General features: G+C 70.7%; 12 protein-coding genes. 9 read left to right on the top strand and 3 right to left on the bottom strand.

The window, feature by feature from the left end:
- The first annotated feature begins 24 nt into the window (after nt 1-24).
- Together ACIQVL_RS45765 and ACIQVL_RS45760 are read left to right on the top strand one after the other, a co-directional pair.
- A complete protein-coding gene (locus tag ACIQVL_RS45765; protein WP_403478505.1) occupies nt 25-924 on the top strand; it encodes an SDR family oxidoreductase in 900 nt (299 codons plus the stop codon).
- Between the two features lie 10 nt (nt 925-934).
- Nucleotides 935-1,267, top strand: coding sequence for a nuclear transport factor 2 family protein (locus ACIQVL_RS45760; RefSeq protein ID WP_403425291.1), 333 nt, complete (start codon nt 935-937; stop codon nt 1,265-1,267).
- 109 nt (nt 1,268-1,376) lie between these two features.
- On the opposite strand, the gene ACIQVL_RS45755 is transcribed toward ACIQVL_RS45760, so the two are convergent.
- The 3 genes from ACIQVL_RS45755 to ACIQVL_RS45745 all read right to left on the bottom strand — a co-directional run bounded on the left by ACIQVL_RS45755 (nt 1,377) and on the right by ACIQVL_RS45745 (nt 8,504).
- Nucleotides 1,377-3,041, bottom strand: coding sequence for a ricin-type beta-trefoil lectin domain protein (locus ACIQVL_RS45755; RefSeq protein ID WP_403478504.1), 1,665 nt, complete (start codon nt 3,039-3,041; stop codon nt 1,377-1,379).
- A 123-nt stretch (nt 3,042-3,164) separates the two neighbouring features.
- Nucleotides 3,165-5,630 (bottom strand): RICIN domain-containing protein, encoded by a 2,466-nt coding sequence (locus tag ACIQVL_RS45750; protein ID WP_403478503.1) that lies wholly within the window; start codon nt 5,628-5,630, stop codon nt 3,165-3,167.
- A gap of 258 nt (nt 5,631-5,888) precedes the next feature.
- The gene (locus ACIQVL_RS45745) at nt 5,889-8,504 is read right to left on the bottom strand and encodes a PA14 domain-containing protein (RefSeq protein ID WP_403478502.1); all 2,616 of its coding nucleotides are present in this window, start codon (nt 8,502-8,504) and stop codon (nt 5,889-5,891) included.
- 157 nt (nt 8,505-8,661) lie between these two features.
- On the opposite strand from ACIQVL_RS45745, the gene ACIQVL_RS45740 reads away from it, so the two are divergent.
- The 7 genes from ACIQVL_RS45740 to ACIQVL_RS45710 all read left to right on the top strand — a co-directional run bounded on the left by ACIQVL_RS45740 (nt 8,662) and on the right by ACIQVL_RS45710 (nt 18,224).
- Nucleotides 8,662-9,675, top strand: a complete 1,014-nt coding sequence (locus ACIQVL_RS45740) for a LacI family DNA-binding transcriptional regulator (protein ID WP_403478501.1) — start codon at nt 8,662-8,664, stop codon at nt 9,673-9,675.
- A gap of 142 nt (nt 9,676-9,817) precedes the next feature.
- Entirely contained in the window at nt 9,818-10,915 is a 1,098-nt protein-coding gene (locus ACIQVL_RS45735) for an ABC transporter substrate-binding protein (RefSeq protein WP_403478500.1), read from the top strand.
- Nucleotide 10,916: 1 nt separating this feature from the next.
- A complete protein-coding gene (locus ACIQVL_RS45730) occupies nt 10,917-12,434 on the top strand; it encodes a sugar ABC transporter ATP-binding protein (RefSeq protein ID WP_403478499.1) in 1,518 nt (505 codons plus the stop codon).
- A complete protein-coding gene (locus ACIQVL_RS45725; protein ID WP_403478498.1) occupies nt 12,427-13,389 on the top strand; it encodes an ABC transporter permease in 963 nt (320 codons plus the stop codon). Before ACIQVL_RS45730 ends, ACIQVL_RS45725 begins: the two co-directional genes overlap by 8 nt.
- Nucleotides 13,390-13,412: 23 nt before the next feature.
- Complete coding sequence (locus tag ACIQVL_RS45720; protein ID WP_403478527.1) at nt 13,413-14,417, top strand: ABC transporter permease; 1,005 nt, start codon at nt 13,413-13,415, stop codon at nt 14,415-14,417.
- 53 nt (nt 14,418-14,470) lie between these two features.
- The gene (locus ACIQVL_RS45715) at nt 14,471-17,785 is read left to right on the top strand and encodes a TIM-barrel domain-containing protein (protein WP_403478526.1); all 3,315 of its coding nucleotides are present in this window, start codon (nt 14,471-14,473) and stop codon (nt 17,783-17,785) included.
- A 142-nt stretch (nt 17,786-17,927) separates the two neighbouring features.
- Nucleotides 17,928-18,224 (top strand): hypothetical protein, encoded by a 297-nt coding sequence (locus tag ACIQVL_RS45710; RefSeq protein ID WP_403478497.1) that lies wholly within the window; start codon nt 17,928-17,930, stop codon nt 18,222-18,224.
- Nucleotides 18,225-18,234 lie beyond the last annotated feature (10 nt).

The following is an 18,234-nucleotide window of genomic DNA, read 5'->3' as shown; positions in this document are numbered from 1 at the left end:
TCATCCCGGAAAGGAACCACGTCCATGTCCACCACCGGCAACGTCGTCGTCATCACCGGCGCCTCCAGCGGTTTCGGAGCACTCACCGCCCGTGCGCTGGCGGACGCCGGCCACATCGTCTACGCCGGCATGCGCCAGACCGCCGACCGCAACGCGCCCCAGGTCAGGGCCGCCGCCCGGTACGCCGACGAGCACCACGTCGACCTGCGGTCCGTCGAACTCGACGTGAACTCCCAGCCCTCGGTCGACACCGCCGTCGCACGGATCGAGGCCGAGCACGGCCGCGTCGACGTGCTGGTCCACAACGCCGGGCACATGGTGACCGGGCCGGCCGAGGCCTTCACCCCCGACCAGCTGGCCGAGCTCTACAACGTGAACGTCCTGTCCACCCAGCGCGTGAACCGCGCCGTGCTGCCGGGCATGCGCCGGCGCCGGCGAGGACTGGTGCTCTGGGTGTCCAGCAGCAGCGTCAAGGGCGGCACCCCGCCCTACCTCGCCCCCTACTTCGCGGCCAAGGCCGCCATGGACTCCCTCGCGGTGTCCTACGCCGGCGAACTCGCCCGCTGGGGCGTGGAGACCTCGATCGTCGTGCCCGGCTCGTTCACCAGCGGCACCAACCACTTCGCCCACTCCGGCCACCCCGACGACACCGCCGTCGAGGCCGAGTACGAGAGCCGGTACCCCGGCCTGGTGAAGCAGATGGCGACCAAGCTCGCCGCGCTCGCCCCCGAGGACACACCCGCGTCGCTCGTCTCCGAGGAGATCGCCCGCATCGTCGCCCTGCCCGCCGGGAAGCGCCCCTACCGCGTGCACGTCGACCCCGTCGACGACGGATCCGAGGAGGTCTCGGTGACCGCAGACCGCATCCGCCGCGGCTTCCTCACCCGCATCGGCCTCGGCGACCTGCTCACCGTCCAGAGCTGAGGAGGCCGCCATGAGTGCCATCGAAGTCCCCGCAGCCATCCGGACCTTCGTCGAGGCGACCAACCGCGGCGACGCCGAGGCGTTCGCCGCCGCGTTCACCGACGACGCCGAACTCGACGACTGGGGACGCGAATTCCGCGGCCGCGACGGTGTGCGCGCCTGGGACCGGACCGACAACATCGGGGTGCAGGCGCATTTCACGCTGGACGCGATCGAGCCCGGCCCGTCGGCCGGCACCTACGTCGCGACCCTGACGGTGACCGGGAACGGTTACAACGGCACCGGCCCGATGACCTTCCGGCTGCGCGACGGGCTGATCGCGAGCCTGCGGATCGCTCCGTGACACCGCGCGTGCGGCCGGCGGCAGCGCCGCGACCGGCGCCGCGCAGGACACAGGACCGGGCGGACGGATGCGTGATCCCCGGCGACCGCGGGGATCACGCACCCACGGATCAGGCCAGGGCGAACTGCTGGGCGCCGGAGCCGTTGCAGTCCCAGATCTGCAGGCGGGTGCCGTTGGCGGTCGCGCCCGAGGGCGAGTCGACGCAGCGGCCGGTGGTCGGGTTGTACAGCGAGCCGTCGGCGTTGGCGACCCAGTTCTGGTAGCCCCCGCCGTTGCACGTGGCGAGTTGCAGCTTCGTGCCGGCCGCGCTGACCCCGCCCGCTATGTCCAGGCACCTGCCCAGCGTGCGCAGGGTCTGGCCGTTCCAGGTCCACTTCTGGTCGAGCGACGTCGCCTGCTGGCAGTCCCACAGCTGGACCGCGGTGCCGTCGCCGCCGGTGTCGTCGCCCGCCACGTCCACGCACTTGCCGCCCGGACCGTAGATGGGGGTACCGATGGCGAACTGCTGGGCGCCGGAGCCGTTGCAGTCCCAGATCTGCAGCCGGGTGCCGTTGGCCGTGGCACCCGACGGCGAGTCGATGCACCGGCCGGTGGCCGGGTTCCGCAGCGTACCGTCGGTCTGCCGCACCCATGACTGGTAGCCGCCGCTGTTGCACGTGGCGAGCTGCAGCTTGGTCCCCACGGCACTGTTGCCGCCGGCGATGTCCAGGCACTTGCCGAGGGTCTGCAGGGTCTGGCCGCTCCAGGTCCAGTGCTGGTCGACGGCCGCGGACTGGCAGTCCCACAGCTGGACCGCGGTGCCGTCGCCGCCGGTGTCGTCACCGGACACGTCCACGCACTTGCCGCCAGGGCCGGTGATCGTCTGGCCGGTCACCGAACCGCCGCCACCGCCGGAGCCGGGACCCTTGTTGTACACAGCCACCGAGTCGATCACCAGCTTGCCGCCGGAGACAGTGGCCGCGTTCGGGCCCCCGCCGAACGCGTCCGGGAACCCGCCGCCGATCGCCAGGTCGTAGATGATGAAGAAGGGGTGGTCGATCGCGTCGGACCAGGTCGTCGCGTCCACCTGGCCGGCGTTGACGGTGAAGAAGTTGTTCCCGTCGAGGTAGAACCGGATCTGTTCCGGCGACACCGAACGGTCGATCTCCACCGCGTAGTCGTGGAAGCCGGTCTGGCAGCCGGCGCAGGCGCGTTCACCCGAACCTATGCCGGTCGACTCGTTGCACGGCCCGCCCGGGTTCACCCCGCAGTGGATGGTGCTGAAGACGGAGCCGCGGCCGTTGATGTCCTCCATGACGTCGACCTCGCCGGACTTCGGCCAGGTCACACCGGAGCGCAGCGGTGCGCCGAGCATCCAGAACGCCGGCCAGTAGCCGGCGCCGTTGGCGGTGGTGACGTCGGGCTGCTGCAGGACGGACTCGATGCGGACGACTCCGCCGGCCGGGGCGCCGAAGGACGCCGACTGGGTCTCCACCCGCCCCGAGGTCCACCCGCTGCGCGGGTCGGAACCGGAGTGCAGGGCCTGGAGCACGAGATGGCCCTGTCCGTCGTAGTAGACGTTCGAGGTGTTGCTGGTCATGGTCTCGATCTCACCGGTGCCGAAACCGCTGCCCGGCCCGGTGTCGTACTTCCACAGGCTCTGGTCGATGCCGGTACCGGACGCGCCGTTGAAGTCGTCGCTCCAGGTGAGCGAGAAGCCCGCCGGCGTCGGCGGAACGGCCGCCTGGGCGGTGAGCGACGCGGTGACGGTGGCCGCCACCGTCAGCGCGACCACGGGAATCAGACTGAGGGTTCTTCTCCATCTGCCGCGCAGCGGTCGTGCGGAACGCAATGACATGTACCTGACCTCCGAGTAGGTGAAATGACGGCAGCGAAGCAGGGCGGCGGACACTCGGCCCTACCCGAACTGCCACAGGTGGTCGGCGGTCCCGTTGTCGTCGTACTGGACGGCGTGTGCGCTGTTGGCGGTGGACATGAGGTCGATGCCGAGGACCTTGCCGGAGTTCTTGTTGCGGATGCGGTACCAGCCGTCGCCGTTGTCGATGAGTTGCCAGAGGTGGTCGGCGGTGCCGTTGTCGTCGAATTGGACGGCGTGTGCGCTGTTGGCGGTGGACATGAGGTCGATGCCGAGGACCTTGCCGGAGTTCTTGTTGCGGATGCGGTACCAGCCGTCGCCGTTGTCGATGAGTTGCCAGAGGTGGTCGGCGGTGCCGTTGTCGTCGAATTGGACGGCGTGTGCGCTGTTGGCGGTGGACATGAGGTCGACGCCGAGGACCTTGCCGGAGTTCTTGTTGCGGATCAGCCGGTACACGGCGACCGGCTGCCACGGGTGGCCGGTCGGTGAGGCGGTGGGGAACGCGGAGATCCGCAGCCGGGCGGCGCCCATCGGGATCAGCGTCACGGTCTCCACGGCAGCCGTGCTGCGTGCCGGCGCGTCCTGTACCGGGGACACCACGTGCTGGTCGTCCGCCTGCCATTCGGCGATCCGCCGCGCGGGCGCGGTGATCCGAACGGGCGCCGTGTCGCGGCTGAACGGGTCGTCCGGCAGCGGGCCGTCGCTGCGACTGAACGTCCAGGGACCGTCGTCCGGCGCGAGTCCGTAGTTCCACGCCGTGGTGGCGTGCACCTCGTATTCGGGGAACTCGGAAGTGCCGCCGTACCGCACGTAGTTCTCGCCGATGCCCAGCGAGTACGTGAGCGGTCCGCGGTCGACCGCGGTGACCGCGTGGTTGCCGGTCCAGGTGCGCAGCACCGTCGACTGCGGGAAGCGCAGCGTGACGGTGTCGCCGTCGTGCCAGGTGCGCCGGACCACGGTCCAGGACGGGCCGGCCGCCGCGGAGACCGCCGCGCCGGCGACGGTGACCTGCGGAGATCCGCACCAGCCGGGTATCCGCAGGTACAGCGGGAAGGCGAGCGGTTTCGGCGCGGACACGGTCAGGGTGACCGTGTCGCCGAAGGGGTAGTCGGTGGTCTCGGTGACGGTCACCGCCGTGCCGTCGGCGACCTTCGCGGTGACCTGGCTGGGCGCGTACATAGCGGCCGCCAGCCCCTGGTCGGGGGTGGCGAGCCACAGCTCCTCGGTGAAGTAGGGCCAGCCCATTCCGTAGTTGTGCGGGCAGCAGCGGTACTGGTCGACCCCCGGCATGAACGCCTGCATGGCGAAGCCGTTCTGGAACTGCCCCTGGGTCTTCGCGCTGTCGTCGAGATCGACGCTGTTCGCGCCGGTGATGTAGTGGATGGCCTTTCCGGACGGATCGAGCGCCGCGGGAAGCGAGTTGAAGGCCAGGTCCTCGCAGCGGTCGGCCCACACCGCGTCGCCGGTGATCCGGGTCAGCAGCTGATGGCTGGCCATGAACTCGACGATGCCGCAGGTCTCGAAGCCCTGCCGGGGGTCGCCGAAGCCGGGCCGCGCGTTCTCGTCGCCCGCGAACCCGCCGCCCGGGAACCGGCCGTACGAGGTCATCACCGAGGTGTAGTTCCGGTATGCGGCCTGGGTGAGCGCGGCGGACGGCGAACGCAGCGCGTACTGGGCGGGCTCGCGGAACCCCTGCGCGATGTTGACGTTGTGCAGCGAGGGCAGGTTGTCGACCCAGTCGGCGCCGTTGGCATGGATCTTGTCGGCGAGGTCGAGCAGGAACGAGTCGCCCGTGCGGTTGTAGAGCCAGAAGACGCTGTCCAGGCCGTCACCCCAGCGCACCGACACCCAGCTCTGGTCGAACGCCGAGGGACCCTGCGCGTCCATGAAGCGGAAGAAGCCGGTGAGCAGGGGGATGATCCTGCTGTCCCCGCTGTACTCCTGCCAGTTGCGCAGAGCCCAGGTGAGCGGCAGGAAGGGCCAGAAGTCGGGGCCGCCGCCGAGCGACGTGCGCAGGGCGGCCGGACCGAACCAGCCGTCGGACTGCCGGGTGGCCACGATCGCGTCGATCCACTGGCGGACGGCGGCCAGTGCGGCGGCGTCCTTCGTGAGGATCGCCAGGTCGACGTAACCGCGCAGCCAGTACGGGACCTCCTCCCAGCCGGTGCGCTCGGGGTGCACCCAGCCCGAGTCGGACATCACCAGGAAGTGCGAGATCGCGGCGTACTGGCCGCACAGACCGGCGAGTTGCTGCCGCAGCCGGTTGTCGAGCCAGCCGCGCGCGGTGACCGCGCCCGGCGGCAGGCGCAGAAAGGCGGTGGGGGAGAGGGGCGCCGCGTTGGGCGGGTAGAGCCCGCCGGGAGCAGGCGCTACCCGCGACGACGCTGCGGTGTGCGCGGTGCCGGTACCGCGTGCCGCCTGGGCGGGGCCGGACATGACGAGCGGAAGACTGCTCGCCCCGGCCGCGGTGAGCGCGCCGACGACGAAGTGTCTGCGGTTCAGGGGCACGGGGGAGCCTCCTGGCACGATCCGGACGTGTGGGGACCAGGGGCCGCGAGTCGATCGCCGAGGCACCTGGGGCATTTCAACGTTGGAAGGTAGAGACCAATCGGCATGACAGCACGGACCGGAGACCGTGTCCAGGGGGTGCGCAGGAGCACCGGGGCGGTCCGCCGCCGTTCGGGCGGCGGCGGACCGCACTCCTTCATGGATGGCGCAGGAGACTCGGCGTGGCGCGGGGAGGCGTTCGCCGACTCCGGGCGGGCGTCAGGCGGTGCACCCGGCCGGGGTGGCCCGTGAGGCGTCGGAGATCAGCGCCCGCTGGGCCGTCCTGAGCCGCTGGACGTCGGGTTTGACGACCCTGCGGTCGTACGTCAGCAGGCCGTTGAGCTCACCCTCGACGTCCGAGATCTGGGTGTACACCGCGCCGTTGCCGCCCTGGCAGGCCAGCGCGTGGACCTCGGCGAGCTTGGCCAGGTAGTCGTCGGTGTAGGCCGCCGGGTCGACGTCGACGTACGACTGCTGCACGGACCAGGCATGTCCGGGTACCGCGAGGCCGAGGCCGCCGTACTCACCGCTGACCAGGGCACGTCGGCCGTCGGGGTGGGGCGGCAGGGCCGGACTGGGATAGCCGTGCTCGTCCATGATGTCGCCGGTGCCGCCGTCCCCGCCGAGGTTGAGCCCGGACATGGAATCGACCAGCCGGGTCGGGTCCCAGGACTTGGCCTGGTCGGCGATGCGGGCCATGTCGTACTGGCCCCAGCCCTCGTTGAAGGTGACCCACATGACGACCGACGGGCTGCTGTAGTGCTCGTCGATCATCTGTTTCATCTCGCGCTCGTACTCGGCGCGCGCCTGCGCGGACGGGTTCACCCCGGCCGTCATCGCGGGCATGTCCTGCCACACCATCAGTCCGAGCCGGTCGGCCCAGTAGAACCAGCGGTCGGGCTCGACCTTGATGTGCTTGCGCACCGCGTTGAAGCCCATGCTCTTGTGCATCTTCAGGTCGTAGGCGAGTGCCTCGTCCGTCGGGGCGGTGTAGAGGCCGTCCGGCCAGAAGCCCTGGTCCAGGGTGGCCATCATGAAGACCGGCTTGCCGTTGAGGAGGGTGCGCGGAACGCCGTTCACCTTCTCCACCTTCACCGACCGCATCCCGAAGTAGCTGCCGACGCGGTCGGCTCCGACGCTCACCCTCAGGTCGTAGAGGTACGGGTCGTCGGGCGACCACAGGCGCGGGTTGCGGATGCGCAGGGTCAGAGGCTCGCCGCTGCGCCCGGTGACCGTGGCCACCTTGCGTTTGCCCGCGTAGGCGGTCGCCGTGACCGGCAGGCCGTCGCGGACGCCCTGCGGCTCGACGGTGAGCGTGCCGGCGTCGACGTCCGGGGTGAGCTTGAGCTGGTCGACGTGGTCGGCGGCCACCGGTTCCATCCACACCGTCTGCCAGATGCCGGAGGTCGGCGTGTACCAGATGCCGCTGGGGTCCAGGCGCTGCTTGCCGACCGGTGGGTTCTCGCCGTCGGCGGCGTCGGTGGGGTCGTAGACGCCGACGATCAGCTCCTGCGTGCGGCCGGGCTTCAGCGCGTCGGTGATGTCAGCGCCGAACTTGTCGTATCCGCCCTGGTGTTCGGCGACCTTGGTGCCGTTCACGTACACCTCGGCGCGCCAGTCGACCGCGCCGAAGTTCAGTTGCAGCCGCTTGCCGGAGCCGATCTTCCAGCCGGCCGGGACGGTGAAGGTGCGCCGATACCACATGCGGTCCTCGTGCCGTTCGAGCCCGGACAGCTGCGACTCGACGGGGTACGGGACGAGGATCTTCTCGCCGAGCCGCTTGCCCACCGGCGGTTGTTCTCCCGCCGTGGCCGCCGCGAACTGCCAGGTGCCGTTCAGGTTCTGCCAGGCATCGCGCGTGAGTTGGGGCCTCGGGTACTCCGGATGGGCGTTGCCCGGCCCGACCTGGTCGGCCCACCTGGTGCGCAACTCGTACGTCGACCTGTTGGCACCGCTGCTCCAGAAGGAGCTGACAACGTTGCCATCCGTGCCGGTCAGGCCGCCTTGACCGTCGTAGCGCACGTCGGCGAGACCGGACGCGGTACCGGTCTTGTTGCCGACCACGGGCTCCTTCAGCGTGATCAGCAGCTTCCGGGGGTCGGCGGAGTCCAGCCGGGCATCGCCCAGGGGCCAGGCGGCGCCGCCGATCACCGCGTCGAGGTGCTCGCCGAGACCGGCCGGCGGCGCGCCGAGCGGCTGGGCGAAGTCGAGGGCGAGGGTACGGCCGCTCGCCAGGACGGCGGTCGAGACGGCGCCATCGTAGTCGAAGCCGTCGGGCAGCCGGAACGCGGACTGCGGTACGGCTGTCTTGGTCCCGCCGGGCGGGGTCCAGCGCAGGTGGAGGTTGGAGCCGCCGTAGTGCTCGAAGTACTCGACCTTGATGTCGTAGGCCTGGTTCGCCGTCAACTCGATCGGCTGGCCGGTCTGTTCGATGTCCCAGTCGTCCACCCAGTGGTCGATGACCAGTCGGCCGTCCACCCACAGGCGGAAGCCGTTGTCGCCGATGATCGAGAAGGTGGTGGGGCCGGTCCGCTCCGGGACGATCTTCCCGGTCCAGCGGACGCTGACGTCGTCCGACTGGCCGGTGGCGAAGTTCAGGCGCGGCTCCAGGGTGTCGAAGTCGAGGTTCGGGTCGAACCCGGTGGCCTTGAGCTCGTGGAAGTCGAAGGCGCCGGGGGCGGACTGGGTGTAGTAGTCGCCCCTGAGTCCGTGGACTTCGACGGGGTCGCCGGCCGCGGAGGCGGCGGTGGCGGCGGGTGGCGCGGTGAGGCCGGCCAGGCCCAGTGCCGCGGCGAGCAGCAGGGCGAGGCGTTGCCCGAGAGGTCTGATGCGCACGAATCCTCCTTGGGTGAGGAAGGGTGGCGGCTCGTTGCTTCTGTCTGTACAACGTTGGAAGGAACGGCAGTTGGCATGAGAGCACGGCTCTCGGCCTGTGTCCAGGGACATGACAATCCCGGGGGCGCGGGGCACTCATCGACGCTGAGGAGATCCCTTGCGGGTCAGCCTGAGGGACGTGGCGGAACGCGCGGGCGTTTCGATCAAGACCGTGTCCAACGTGGTGAACAACTATCCGCACGTCACCCCTGCCATGCGCGCCCGGGTGCAGGCGGCGATCGACGAGCTCGGCTACCGGCCCAATCTGACCGCGCGTCATCTGCGCAAGGGCCGGACGGGGATCATCGCGCTCGCCGTTCCCGAGCTCGGCAACCCGTACTTCGCGGAGCTGGCCGGCGCGGTGATCGACGCGGCCGCGGAGCACGAGTTCACCGTCCTGCTCGACCACACGCGGGGCGAGCGCGAACAGGAGATCCTGGTCAGCCAGGGCTTCCGGGGCGGGGTGATCGACGGGCTGATCCTCAGCCCGCTGACCCTGGAGGCCGAGGACCTGCGGGGGCGGCCGGGCGACGTGCCGCTGGTGCTGCTCGGGGAGCGCGAGTACGGCCTGCCCTTCGACCACATCGCGATCGACAACGTGGCGGCGGCCCGGTGCGCGGTACGCCATCTGCTGGGCCGCGGCCGGACCCGGATCGCCTACCTCGGCGTGCGCACCGACTCCGTGAACCGGCCCGCCCACCTGCGTCTGGACGGCTGGCGCGCGGAGCTGGCGGCCGCCGGGGTGCCCGCGCCGGACAGCCTGGTGGTGCCGGTCGGCGGCTGGGACCGGGACGACGGCGCGGGGGCCATGGCCGAGCTGCTGGACTCCGGCGTGCGCCCGGACGCCGTCTTCGCCTTCAACGACCTGATCGCGATCGGCGCGATGCGGGTGCTGCACGAGCGGGGACTGCGGGTGCCCTGGGACGTGGCGGTGGTGGGCTTCGACGACATCGCGGAGGGGCGCTTCGGCGCCGTCACCCTGACGACGGTGTCACCGGACAAGCAGGCCATCGCGAAGATGGCCGTGGCCTCGCTGCTGCGCAGCCTGTCGGGCCGCGCGGAGCCGGGCGGCCGCGAACTGACCGCGAAATTCGAGCTGGTGGAGCGCGAGAGCACCGTGGGCCGACGCTGACGAGATTTCGGACGGAAGGCTTTACACGACCCTTCCAACGATGTAAAAACCTCCCCTGAACGACGAGCACGCCGAGTTGACGCAAGAGCAAGCCTCCCCGAGAGCGCTCTCAGCTCCGGGGCCGTGCCGTTTGGGGACACTCATGAAGCCCACCGCACTTGCCCGTCGCACCTCCGCTCGCACACTTCTCGCCGCCGGCCTCGTGACGAGCCTCGCGCTCGCGACCGGATGCACCAAGTCCGAGGACGACTCGGACACGAAGCCCGCCACCTCGAAGCAGGACGACGCCGGCCAGGTGGTCGCCTCGCCCGGCACCGCCTCCGGCCCGACCTGCACCATCGACGCCTACGGCGGACAGAAACTCGATCTGAAGAGCGCCACCGTCGGCTTCTCCCAGTCCGAGAAGGAGGCCAACCCCTTCCGGATCGCGGAGACCGCCTCCATCAAGGCCGAAGCCGCAGCACAGGGCGTCGAACTGCTCACCGCCAACGCCCAGTCACAGTTCTCCAAGCAGATCAGCGACGTCCAGGACCTCATCGCCAAGGGCGCGAACCTGCTGGTCATCGCCCCGCTCAACTCCGACGGCTGGGAGCCGGTGCTGCGCGCCGCGGCCGCCCGGCACATCCCGATCGTGACCATCGACCGCAAGATCAACGCGACGGCCTGCAAGGACTACGTGAGCTTCATCGGCTCCGACTTCACCGAGCAGGGCAGACGGGCCGCGGACCAGATGATCGCGGCGACCGGCGGCAAGGGCGAGATCGCCGTCCTCCTCGGCTCGGCCGGCAACAACGTGACCACCGAGCGCACCAAGGGGTTCGAGGACCGCATCAAGGAGAAGGCACCCGGCCTGAAGATCGTGTTCCGCCAGACCGGCGAATTCGCCCGCGAGAAGGGCCAGTCGGTCACCGAGAACCTCATCCAGTCCAAGCCCGGCATCACCGGGATCTACGCCGAGAACGACGAGATGGGCCTCGGCGCCGTCAACGCACTCAAGGGTGCGGGCAAGAAGCCCGGCGACGTCAAGATCGTCACCATCGACGGCACCCGCAACGCCGTACAGGGCATCGTGGACGGCTGGATCTACGCGGTCATCGAGTCCAACCCGCGCTTCGGGCCGCTCGCCTTCCAGACCCTCGACACCTTCACCAAGGGCGGGAAGGTCGGCCAGGACATCGTTATCAAGGACAGCGCCTACGACAGCAGCAACGCCCGGTCGGACCTCGGCAAGGCCTACTGACGTGCTCTCGGTCACCCGGCTGTCCAAGACCTTCCCCGGTGTGCGTGCGCTGTCCGACGTGGACTTCACCGCGCGCGCCGGACACGTGCACGCGCTCGTCGGCGAGAACGGCGCGGGCAAGTCGACGCTCATCAAGGTGCTCACCGGCGTGTACCGGCCCGACCACGGCGAGGTGGCCTACGACGGCGAGCCGGTCCGCTTCACCACACCGCTGCAGGCCCAGCGGGCCGGTATCTCCACCATCTACCAGGAGGTCAACCTCGTCCCGCTGATGAGCGTGGCCCGCAACCTGTTCCTCGGCCGCGAACCGCTGAGCCGACTGGGCCTGATCGACTTCCGGCGCATGCACCGCGAGGCCGACCAGGCGCTGCGCGGACTCGGCATCCGGGTCGACGTCCACCGGCCGTTGCGCGAACTCGGCGTCGGCGCCCAGCAGATGGTCGCACTCGCCCGCGCCGTCGCCGTCGACGCCCGCGTCGTCATCATGGACGAACCGACCTCCTCTCTCGAACCACGCGAGGTGCAGACCCTGTTCGAGGTGATCCGCATGCTCCGCGAACGCGGCGTCGCGGTCGTCTACGTCAGCCACCGCCTGGACGAGCTGTACGAACTCTGCGACACCATCACCGTCCTGCGCGACGGCCGTGTCGTGCACACCGGCCCGCTCGCCGAGCTCGGCCGGCTGCGGCTGGTGGCCATGATGCTCGGCCGGGAGACCGGCGAGATACGCGCCGAGGGCCTGACCAAGTTCTCCGGCTCGCACGAGACCGACGCCGAACCGGTGCTGACCGCCACCGATCTGACAGTTCGTCATCGACTGCGCGAGGTGTCGCTGTCTCTCCGCCCGGGTGAGGTCGTCGGCCTGGGCGGACTGCTCGGCTCCGGCCGCAGCGAGACCGCGAAGGCCATCGCCGGCGCCCTGCCCACCGACACCGGCCGGGTCGCAGTCGCCGGCGTCCCGGTACGGCCGGGCTCGACCACCGCCGCGATCCGCGCCGGCATCAGCCTGCTGCCGGAGGACCGCAAGAGCGAGGGCATCCTGCCGGGTCTGTCGGTCCGCGAGAACATCGCGCTCGCCGCCCTGCCGGGCCTGTCCCGCTTCGGCCTGGTCGACGACGCCCGCGTCGACCGGATCGTGGCGGCGTTCATGAAACGGCTCCGCATCAAGGCCGCGGGCCCGCACCAGAAGGTCGGCGAACTGTCCGGCGGCAACCAGCAGAAGGTCCTGCTGGCCCGCTGGCTCGCCCTGCACCCCAAGGTGCTGCTCCTGGACGAGCCGACCCGCGGCATCGACGTCGGCGCCAAGGCCGAGGTGCAGGCACTCATCGACGAACTCGCCGACGACGGCCTGGCCGTACTGCTGATCTCCTCCGACACCGAGGAACTGATCGAGGGCAGCGACCGGGTGGTCGTCCTCAAGGACGGCGCCGTGGTCCGCGAACTGACCGGCGACGCCGTCACCGAGGGCGAGCTGATGCGCGCCATCGCCGCCGTACCCGCTGGAGGGAGCGATGACTGAACTCACCCTGGCCCGCGGCACGCCGGACCGCGCCCGGCTGCTGCGCCTGCTCCAGGACTACGGCGTGTACACCGGCGTCCTGGTGCTGCTGCTGTTCAACTTCGCCTTCACCCCGCACTTCGCGTCCGCGGAGAACTTCCGCACCCAGGCCGTCCAGGTCGCCCCCGTTTTGATCGTCGCCCTGGGCATGGCGCTGGCCATCGGCACCGAGGGCGTCGACCTGTCGGTGGGTTCGGTGATGGCCCTGGCCACCTCCCTGCTCTCGCTCTACCTCGGCTACGGGCCGTGGATCGCCACCCTGATCGCGGTGATCGCGGGTGCCGTGGTCGGCGCCGCGAACGGCGCCCTCATCGCGTTCGTCGGCGTCCAGCCCATCGTCGCCACCCTCGCCCTGATGGTCGCCGGCCGCGGCCTGGCGCTGGTCCTGCTGCCCCAGCTGAAGGACGTACACGACCCCGGCCTGGCGGCACTCGGCTCCGGCGACGTGCTGGGCGTGCCCTACCTGGTCCTCATCGCCGCGGTGCTCGCCCTGCTGGTCGCGTTCGTGATGCGCCGCACCACCTTCGGACGCCAGGTCCTGGCCACCGGCGACAGCCGGGCCGCGGCCCGGCTCGCCGGACTCCCGGTGCGCCGGGTCCTGGTCGTGGTCTACGTCTGCTCCGGCGCTCTCGCCGCGGTCGCGGGCGTGCTCGCCACCGCCCGGCTCGCCGCGAGCGACCCCACCTCCCTCGGCACCCTGATGGAGCTGTCCGCCATCACCGCCGTGGTCGTCGGCGGCACCCCGCTCAGCGGCGGCCGGGTGCGCATCGGCGGCACCGTCGCCGGTGCCGTGCTCATCCAGCTGCTCACCACCACCCTCATCAAGCACGATCTGCCGCCGTCGTGGACCCAGATCGCCCAGGCCGTGGTGATCGTCCTCGCCGTCTACGCGGCCCGGGAACGAGGCAGGCGATGACCGCGCAGACCGAGGAGGCCGGAATGCCGGCCGACACCACGAGCCGCAGGGGTGCCGGTGCCGGGCGCACCAACCGCGCCGAGCGGCTGAGCGGGCTCGCGCAGCAGCACGGCGCCCTGGTCACCCTCGTGATCGCCATGGCCGTGGCGTCGCTGGGTTTCGACACCTTCCTGACGGGCGACAACCTCGCGAACATGGCGCTGTCCTCGGCGTTCCTCGCCGTGGTCGCCCTCGGCATGACGTTCGTGATCGTCACCGGCGGCATCGACCTGTCGGTGGGCTCGCTGTTCGCCCTCGGCGGTGTCCTCGCCGCCTGGGGCTCGCGGTACGGCACGGCGGTGGCCCTGCTGCTGCCGCTCGCCGTCTGCGGACTGATCGGCCTGGTCAACGGCGTGCTGATCGCACGGGTCCGGCTCGCACCGTTCATCGTCACCCTGGCCGCGATGCTGGGCGCCCGGGGCATCCTGCTGGCCGTCACCGACGAGGGCTCGACGACGTATCTCGTCGACAAGGACTCCTTCCTCGCCACCCTCGGACAGGGTTCCCCGGCCGGCGTCGGAGTGCCCGTGTGGATCACCGTGGCGCTGTTCGTGCTCGGCGCCGTCGTGATGCGCCGGACCAGATTCGGGCAGTACGTGTACGCGGTCGGCGGCAACGAGGACGCGGGAGCCCTGATGGGCGTGCCGGTGGCCCGTACGAAGATCTCCGTCTACACGCTTTCCGGCCTGTGCGCCGGGCTGGCCGGCGCGCTCAACGCGGCCTGGCTGCTGTCCGGCGTGACCATCCTCGGCAACGGCATGGAACTGGACGCCATCTCGGCCGTGGTCATCGGGGGCACCCTGCTCAGCGGCGGTTCCGGCTTCGTCAGCGGCTCCCTCGTCGGAGTGCTGCTGCTCAAGGTCATCCAGAACGTGATCAACCAGATCGGCTCGCTCGACTCCGCCTACCAGCAGGTCGTCAGCGGGGCGTTCCTGGCCGTGGTGGTGGTCGCCCAGACCTGGCTGGGCCGGAGACGGAGTGTGCTGTGAGACCTTCCCTGCCGAGAGCCCGCCGTGGACTGGGCATCCTCGCCGTGGCCCACATGGCGGTACTGGGACTCTGCCTGGGCACCCCCGGAGCCGGGGCGGCGGACACGGGTGGCCGGTCGCCCCACCCCTTGGCCGTGACCGTGCGGGACGCCCGCTTCGAAGTCCTGTCACCGACGTTGATCCGGACGGAATACGCGGGAGACGGCCACTTCGAGGACAGCCCCACCTTCAACGCCGTGGGCCGGGACTCCTTCACCCCACCCCCCTACACCTCGTCCGTCAGCGGCGGCGAACTGACCATCACCACCAGCGCCATGACCCTGCGCTACCGCGTCGGCTCCGGCCCCTTCGACGCCGACAACCTGACGACCTCCTTCAAAGCCGGGCCCACACCGGTGCTCGCGGCACCCTGGCGCCACGACGTGTGCACCGTCGGTGCCCTGTGCGAGGCGGAGGACCAGCAGTACGACGGCCCCGGTCTGGCCACGGACCACGGCGGCTTCACCGGCAAGGGCTTCCTCGCCGGTTTCGAGGTGGACGGCAACTCCCTCACCGCGGACGTACGGGCCCCGTCCGCCGGCACCTACGACCTCGCCGTGCGCTACTCCAACGCGGTGGGCAGCGACGGCCGCCACGAGGCACGCACCCTCAGCCTCGGCGTGGACGGCGGCGCCGACAGGACGTTCACGCTTCCCACGACCCCGGACTGGAACACCTGGGGCGTGGCCCGCCTGCCACTGACATTCGGCGCCGGCCCCCACACCGTCCGGCTGCACCGTGCCGCCGCCGACTCCGGCAGCGTCAACATCGACAGCCTCGCCCTCCTCGACTCCGGTGCCACATATCCCGACCGGGCCGGGACCATGGTCAACGGCTGCCGTTTCGGGACCAGTTGCGAGGCCGAGGACACCGTGCTGTCGGGCTCCGCCGTCATCGCCATGGATCACCGGGGCCATGCCGGCTACGGCTTCACCGCCGAACTCGACCAGGGGTCCGGCGTCTCGGACCGGATCACCGGCGTGCCCGCCGACGGCACCTACCTGCTCGACCTGCGCTACGCCAACGGCACCGGCGGCGACGGCCTGCACCAGCCCCGCACGATCGACGTCGGCACCGGCGACGGGACCTCCCCCACCACCCTCACGCTCCCGGCCACCGACAACTGGGACACCTGGCAGACGGCATCCGTTCCCGTCGAGTTGAAGGCGGGCACCGACCAGGTCACCCTGAGCTGCCCGAAGTCCGCCAGCTGCCATGTCAACCTGGACACCCTGGCCCTGAGCCGGCCGGGCGAGCCCGCCCCCGCACCCCACCTCGCCCTGGGCGGCTACCGCCGCAGCCTCGACGGACTCAACGGCGACACCGACCCCACCCCCTGGACCACGCCCGGACTCCTGCACCGCGACGGCTGGTACCTCCTCGACGACACCCCCTCCGCCGTCTACGACACCGGCACCGAGGAGGCCACCGCACGCCCCGCCCACGGCGGCCGGCCCTACCAGGACGGCTACCTGTTCGCCTTCGGCCACGACTACCGGCAGGGCCTGTCCGACCTCGCCACCCTGACCGGCCCGTCACAACTGCTGCCCCGCTGGGCCTACGGCGTCTGGTACTCCGAATACATCGACCGCACCGCGAGCGACTACGAGAACACGATCCTGCCCGCGTTCCGCGCCGCGGACGTCCCCCTGGACGTGCTGGTCACGGACACCGACTTCAAGTCGCCCAACACCTGGAGCGGCTGGAACTTCGACCCGGCCAAGTTCCCCGACCCCAAGGCCTTCTTCGACTGGTCCACCGGCCAAGGACTGCACAACACCCTGAACGTGCACCCGAGCATCCTCGGCACCGACCCGCAGTTCGCGCAGACCCAGAGCACGGCCAAGGGCAAGCTCCGCAAGGGCGGTTGCGCGGGCGGCGCGGGCCCGGACTGCTACACCTTCGACTTCGGCGACCCCGACCAGCTCACGGCCTACCTCGACCTGCACCGGCCGATGGACCAGGCAGGCAACGACTTCTGGTGGCTCGACTGGTGCTGCGACGCCTCCCGCTCCTCCCGGTCCGGCACCACCCCCGACGCATGGATCAACCAGCAGTACGCCGGCCTCACCGCCGCGGAGACCGGCGACCGGGGCTTCGTCCTGTCCCGTGCCTACGGCTCCCTCCAGGCCGGCGGCTACAGCGGCGGCGTCGGCCTGCCCACCGGGCCCTGGGCCGACAAGCGCAGCACCCTCCACTTCACCGGTGACACCACCTCGAACTGGGGCACCCTGCGCGCCGAGGTCGGCTACACGCCGGGGGAGTCGGCCGCCACCGGCCTCGCCGCCGTCAGCCACGACATCGGCGGCCACAACGACGGGTACGGCATCCCCGGAGCCGAGACGTACACCACGGACGGCCAGACCCACCGCACCACCAGACTGCCCGACGACCTGTACGCGCGCTGGGTGCAGTTCGGCACCTTCCAGCCCGTCGACCGGCTGCACAGCAACCACAGCGACCGCCTGCCGTGGCAGTACGGCCCCGAAGCGCAGAAGTCCGCCGAGAAGTTCCTCCGGCTGCGCGAGGCCCTCGTGCCGTACACGTACACCCAGGCGCACGAGGCCGCCACCACCGGCACCCCGATCGTCCGCCCGCTCTACCTCCAGTACCCGGAGGAGGAGAACGCCTACACCGAGGCGGCGAGCGAGTACCTCTACGGCCCCGACCTGCTGGTCGCCCCCGTGACCACCCCCGGCACCGACACGACCACTCCGGTCTGGTTCCCGCCGGGCCGGTGGACGGACTACTTCACCGGCCGCACCTACACCGCACCCACCGGCGGAGCCACCCACGACATCACGACCACCCTGGACACGATGCCGGTCTTCGTCCGGGCCGGCGGCATCGTCACCACCCGCTCCGACAACGTGCCGAACGACAGCCGGAGCCCGCTCGACAAGGTCAGCGTCACGGTGGCCCCGGGATCATCGGGCGCCTCCTCCCTCTACGAGGACGACGGCACCACCGCGCAACCGGCCCGTACGGCAACCACCCGGCTCCGCTACACCGAACACAGGGGCACCCACCTGCTGCAGATCGCGCCCGCCAGGGGCGCCTTCCCCGGACAGGTCAGCCGCCGCACCTGGACCGTGTCCTTCCTCGGTGTCGACACGCCACCGAGCCGAGTGACCGCGGACGGCGCCCGGTTGGCGACCTCGGCCTGGCACTGGGACGCCGGCACCCGCGCGCTGACGATCACCATGCCCCCGCGGAGCATCCACGCTGCCACGGCCGTCGCGTACACAAGTCCCGTCCGTGCACCGGCACCGACGGCGGTCATCTGCTGCCCGCAAGTCCGGGGCGGAGAGGCGGATAGCATCAGCTGACGCAAGGGGGACAGAATCCGTGCTGATCCGTTCACGTAATGACGCAGGTTCTGCTGTCCTGTTCGCATCCGATCGGTCCTTCCGGGTCTGGCGTTATGGCATCGGACACTCCCAGCTGCTCCTCCGGGCCGTTCCGGACAGCGTGCACACCGTATGCCTGGACCTGCGCTTCGAGGGCGTGAGTGCCGTCCAGCTGGTCCAGCACTACAAGGCGATCGAACTCTGCTCCGCGACCGGGACCGAGGCCGGGGAGATCCTCGATTTCGCAGGGATCAGTCCGTCCCGCAGGGAGCGCCACCTGCCCGTGGTCCTTCGGTCCGCAAGCGGATCCGGGTTCGTGGTGTGCCTGCGCGTGACCGCCGAGCGCGGCGGCGAAGACCTCTTCGGATCCGGCGCCGGACCCGGGGACCGCACCGTCGTCTGGAGCACTCGCCCGTAGCCGGGCACGG

The sequence above is a fragment of the Streptomyces sp. NPDC090499 genome (assembly GCF_044769305.1).
Taxonomy (GTDB): domain Bacteria; phylum Actinomycetota; class Actinomycetes; order Streptomycetales; family Streptomycetaceae; genus Streptomyces.
The sequence above is the reverse complement of the archived record's forward strand: the minus strand, read 5'-3'. Positions and strand labels throughout refer to the sequence as shown.

Excerpts from the sequence above, each read along its gene's own strand:
- ACIQVL_RS45765 (WP_403478505.1), top strand. The coding sequence starts at position 25 with ATGTCCACCACCGGCAACGTCGTCGTCATCACCGGCGCCTCCAGCGGT.
- ACIQVL_RS45760 (WP_403425291.1), top strand. The coding sequence starts at position 935 with ATGAGTGCCATCGAAGTCCCCGCAGCCATCCGGACCTTCGTCGAGGCG.
- ACIQVL_RS45735 (WP_403478500.1), top strand. The coding sequence starts at position 9,818 with ATGAAGCCCACCGCACTTGCCCGTCGCACCTCCGCTCGCACACTTCTC.
- ACIQVL_RS45725 (WP_403478498.1), top strand. The coding sequence starts at position 12,427 with ATGACTGAACTCACCCTGGCCCGCGGCACGCCGGACCGCGCCCGGCTG.
- ACIQVL_RS45720 (WP_403478527.1), top strand. The coding sequence starts at position 13,413 with ATGCCGGCCGACACCACGAGCCGCAGGGGTGCCGGTGCCGGGCGCACC.
- ACIQVL_RS45715 (WP_403478526.1), top strand. The coding sequence starts at position 14,471 with ATGGCGGTACTGGGACTCTGCCTGGGCACCCCCGGAGCCGGGGCGGCG.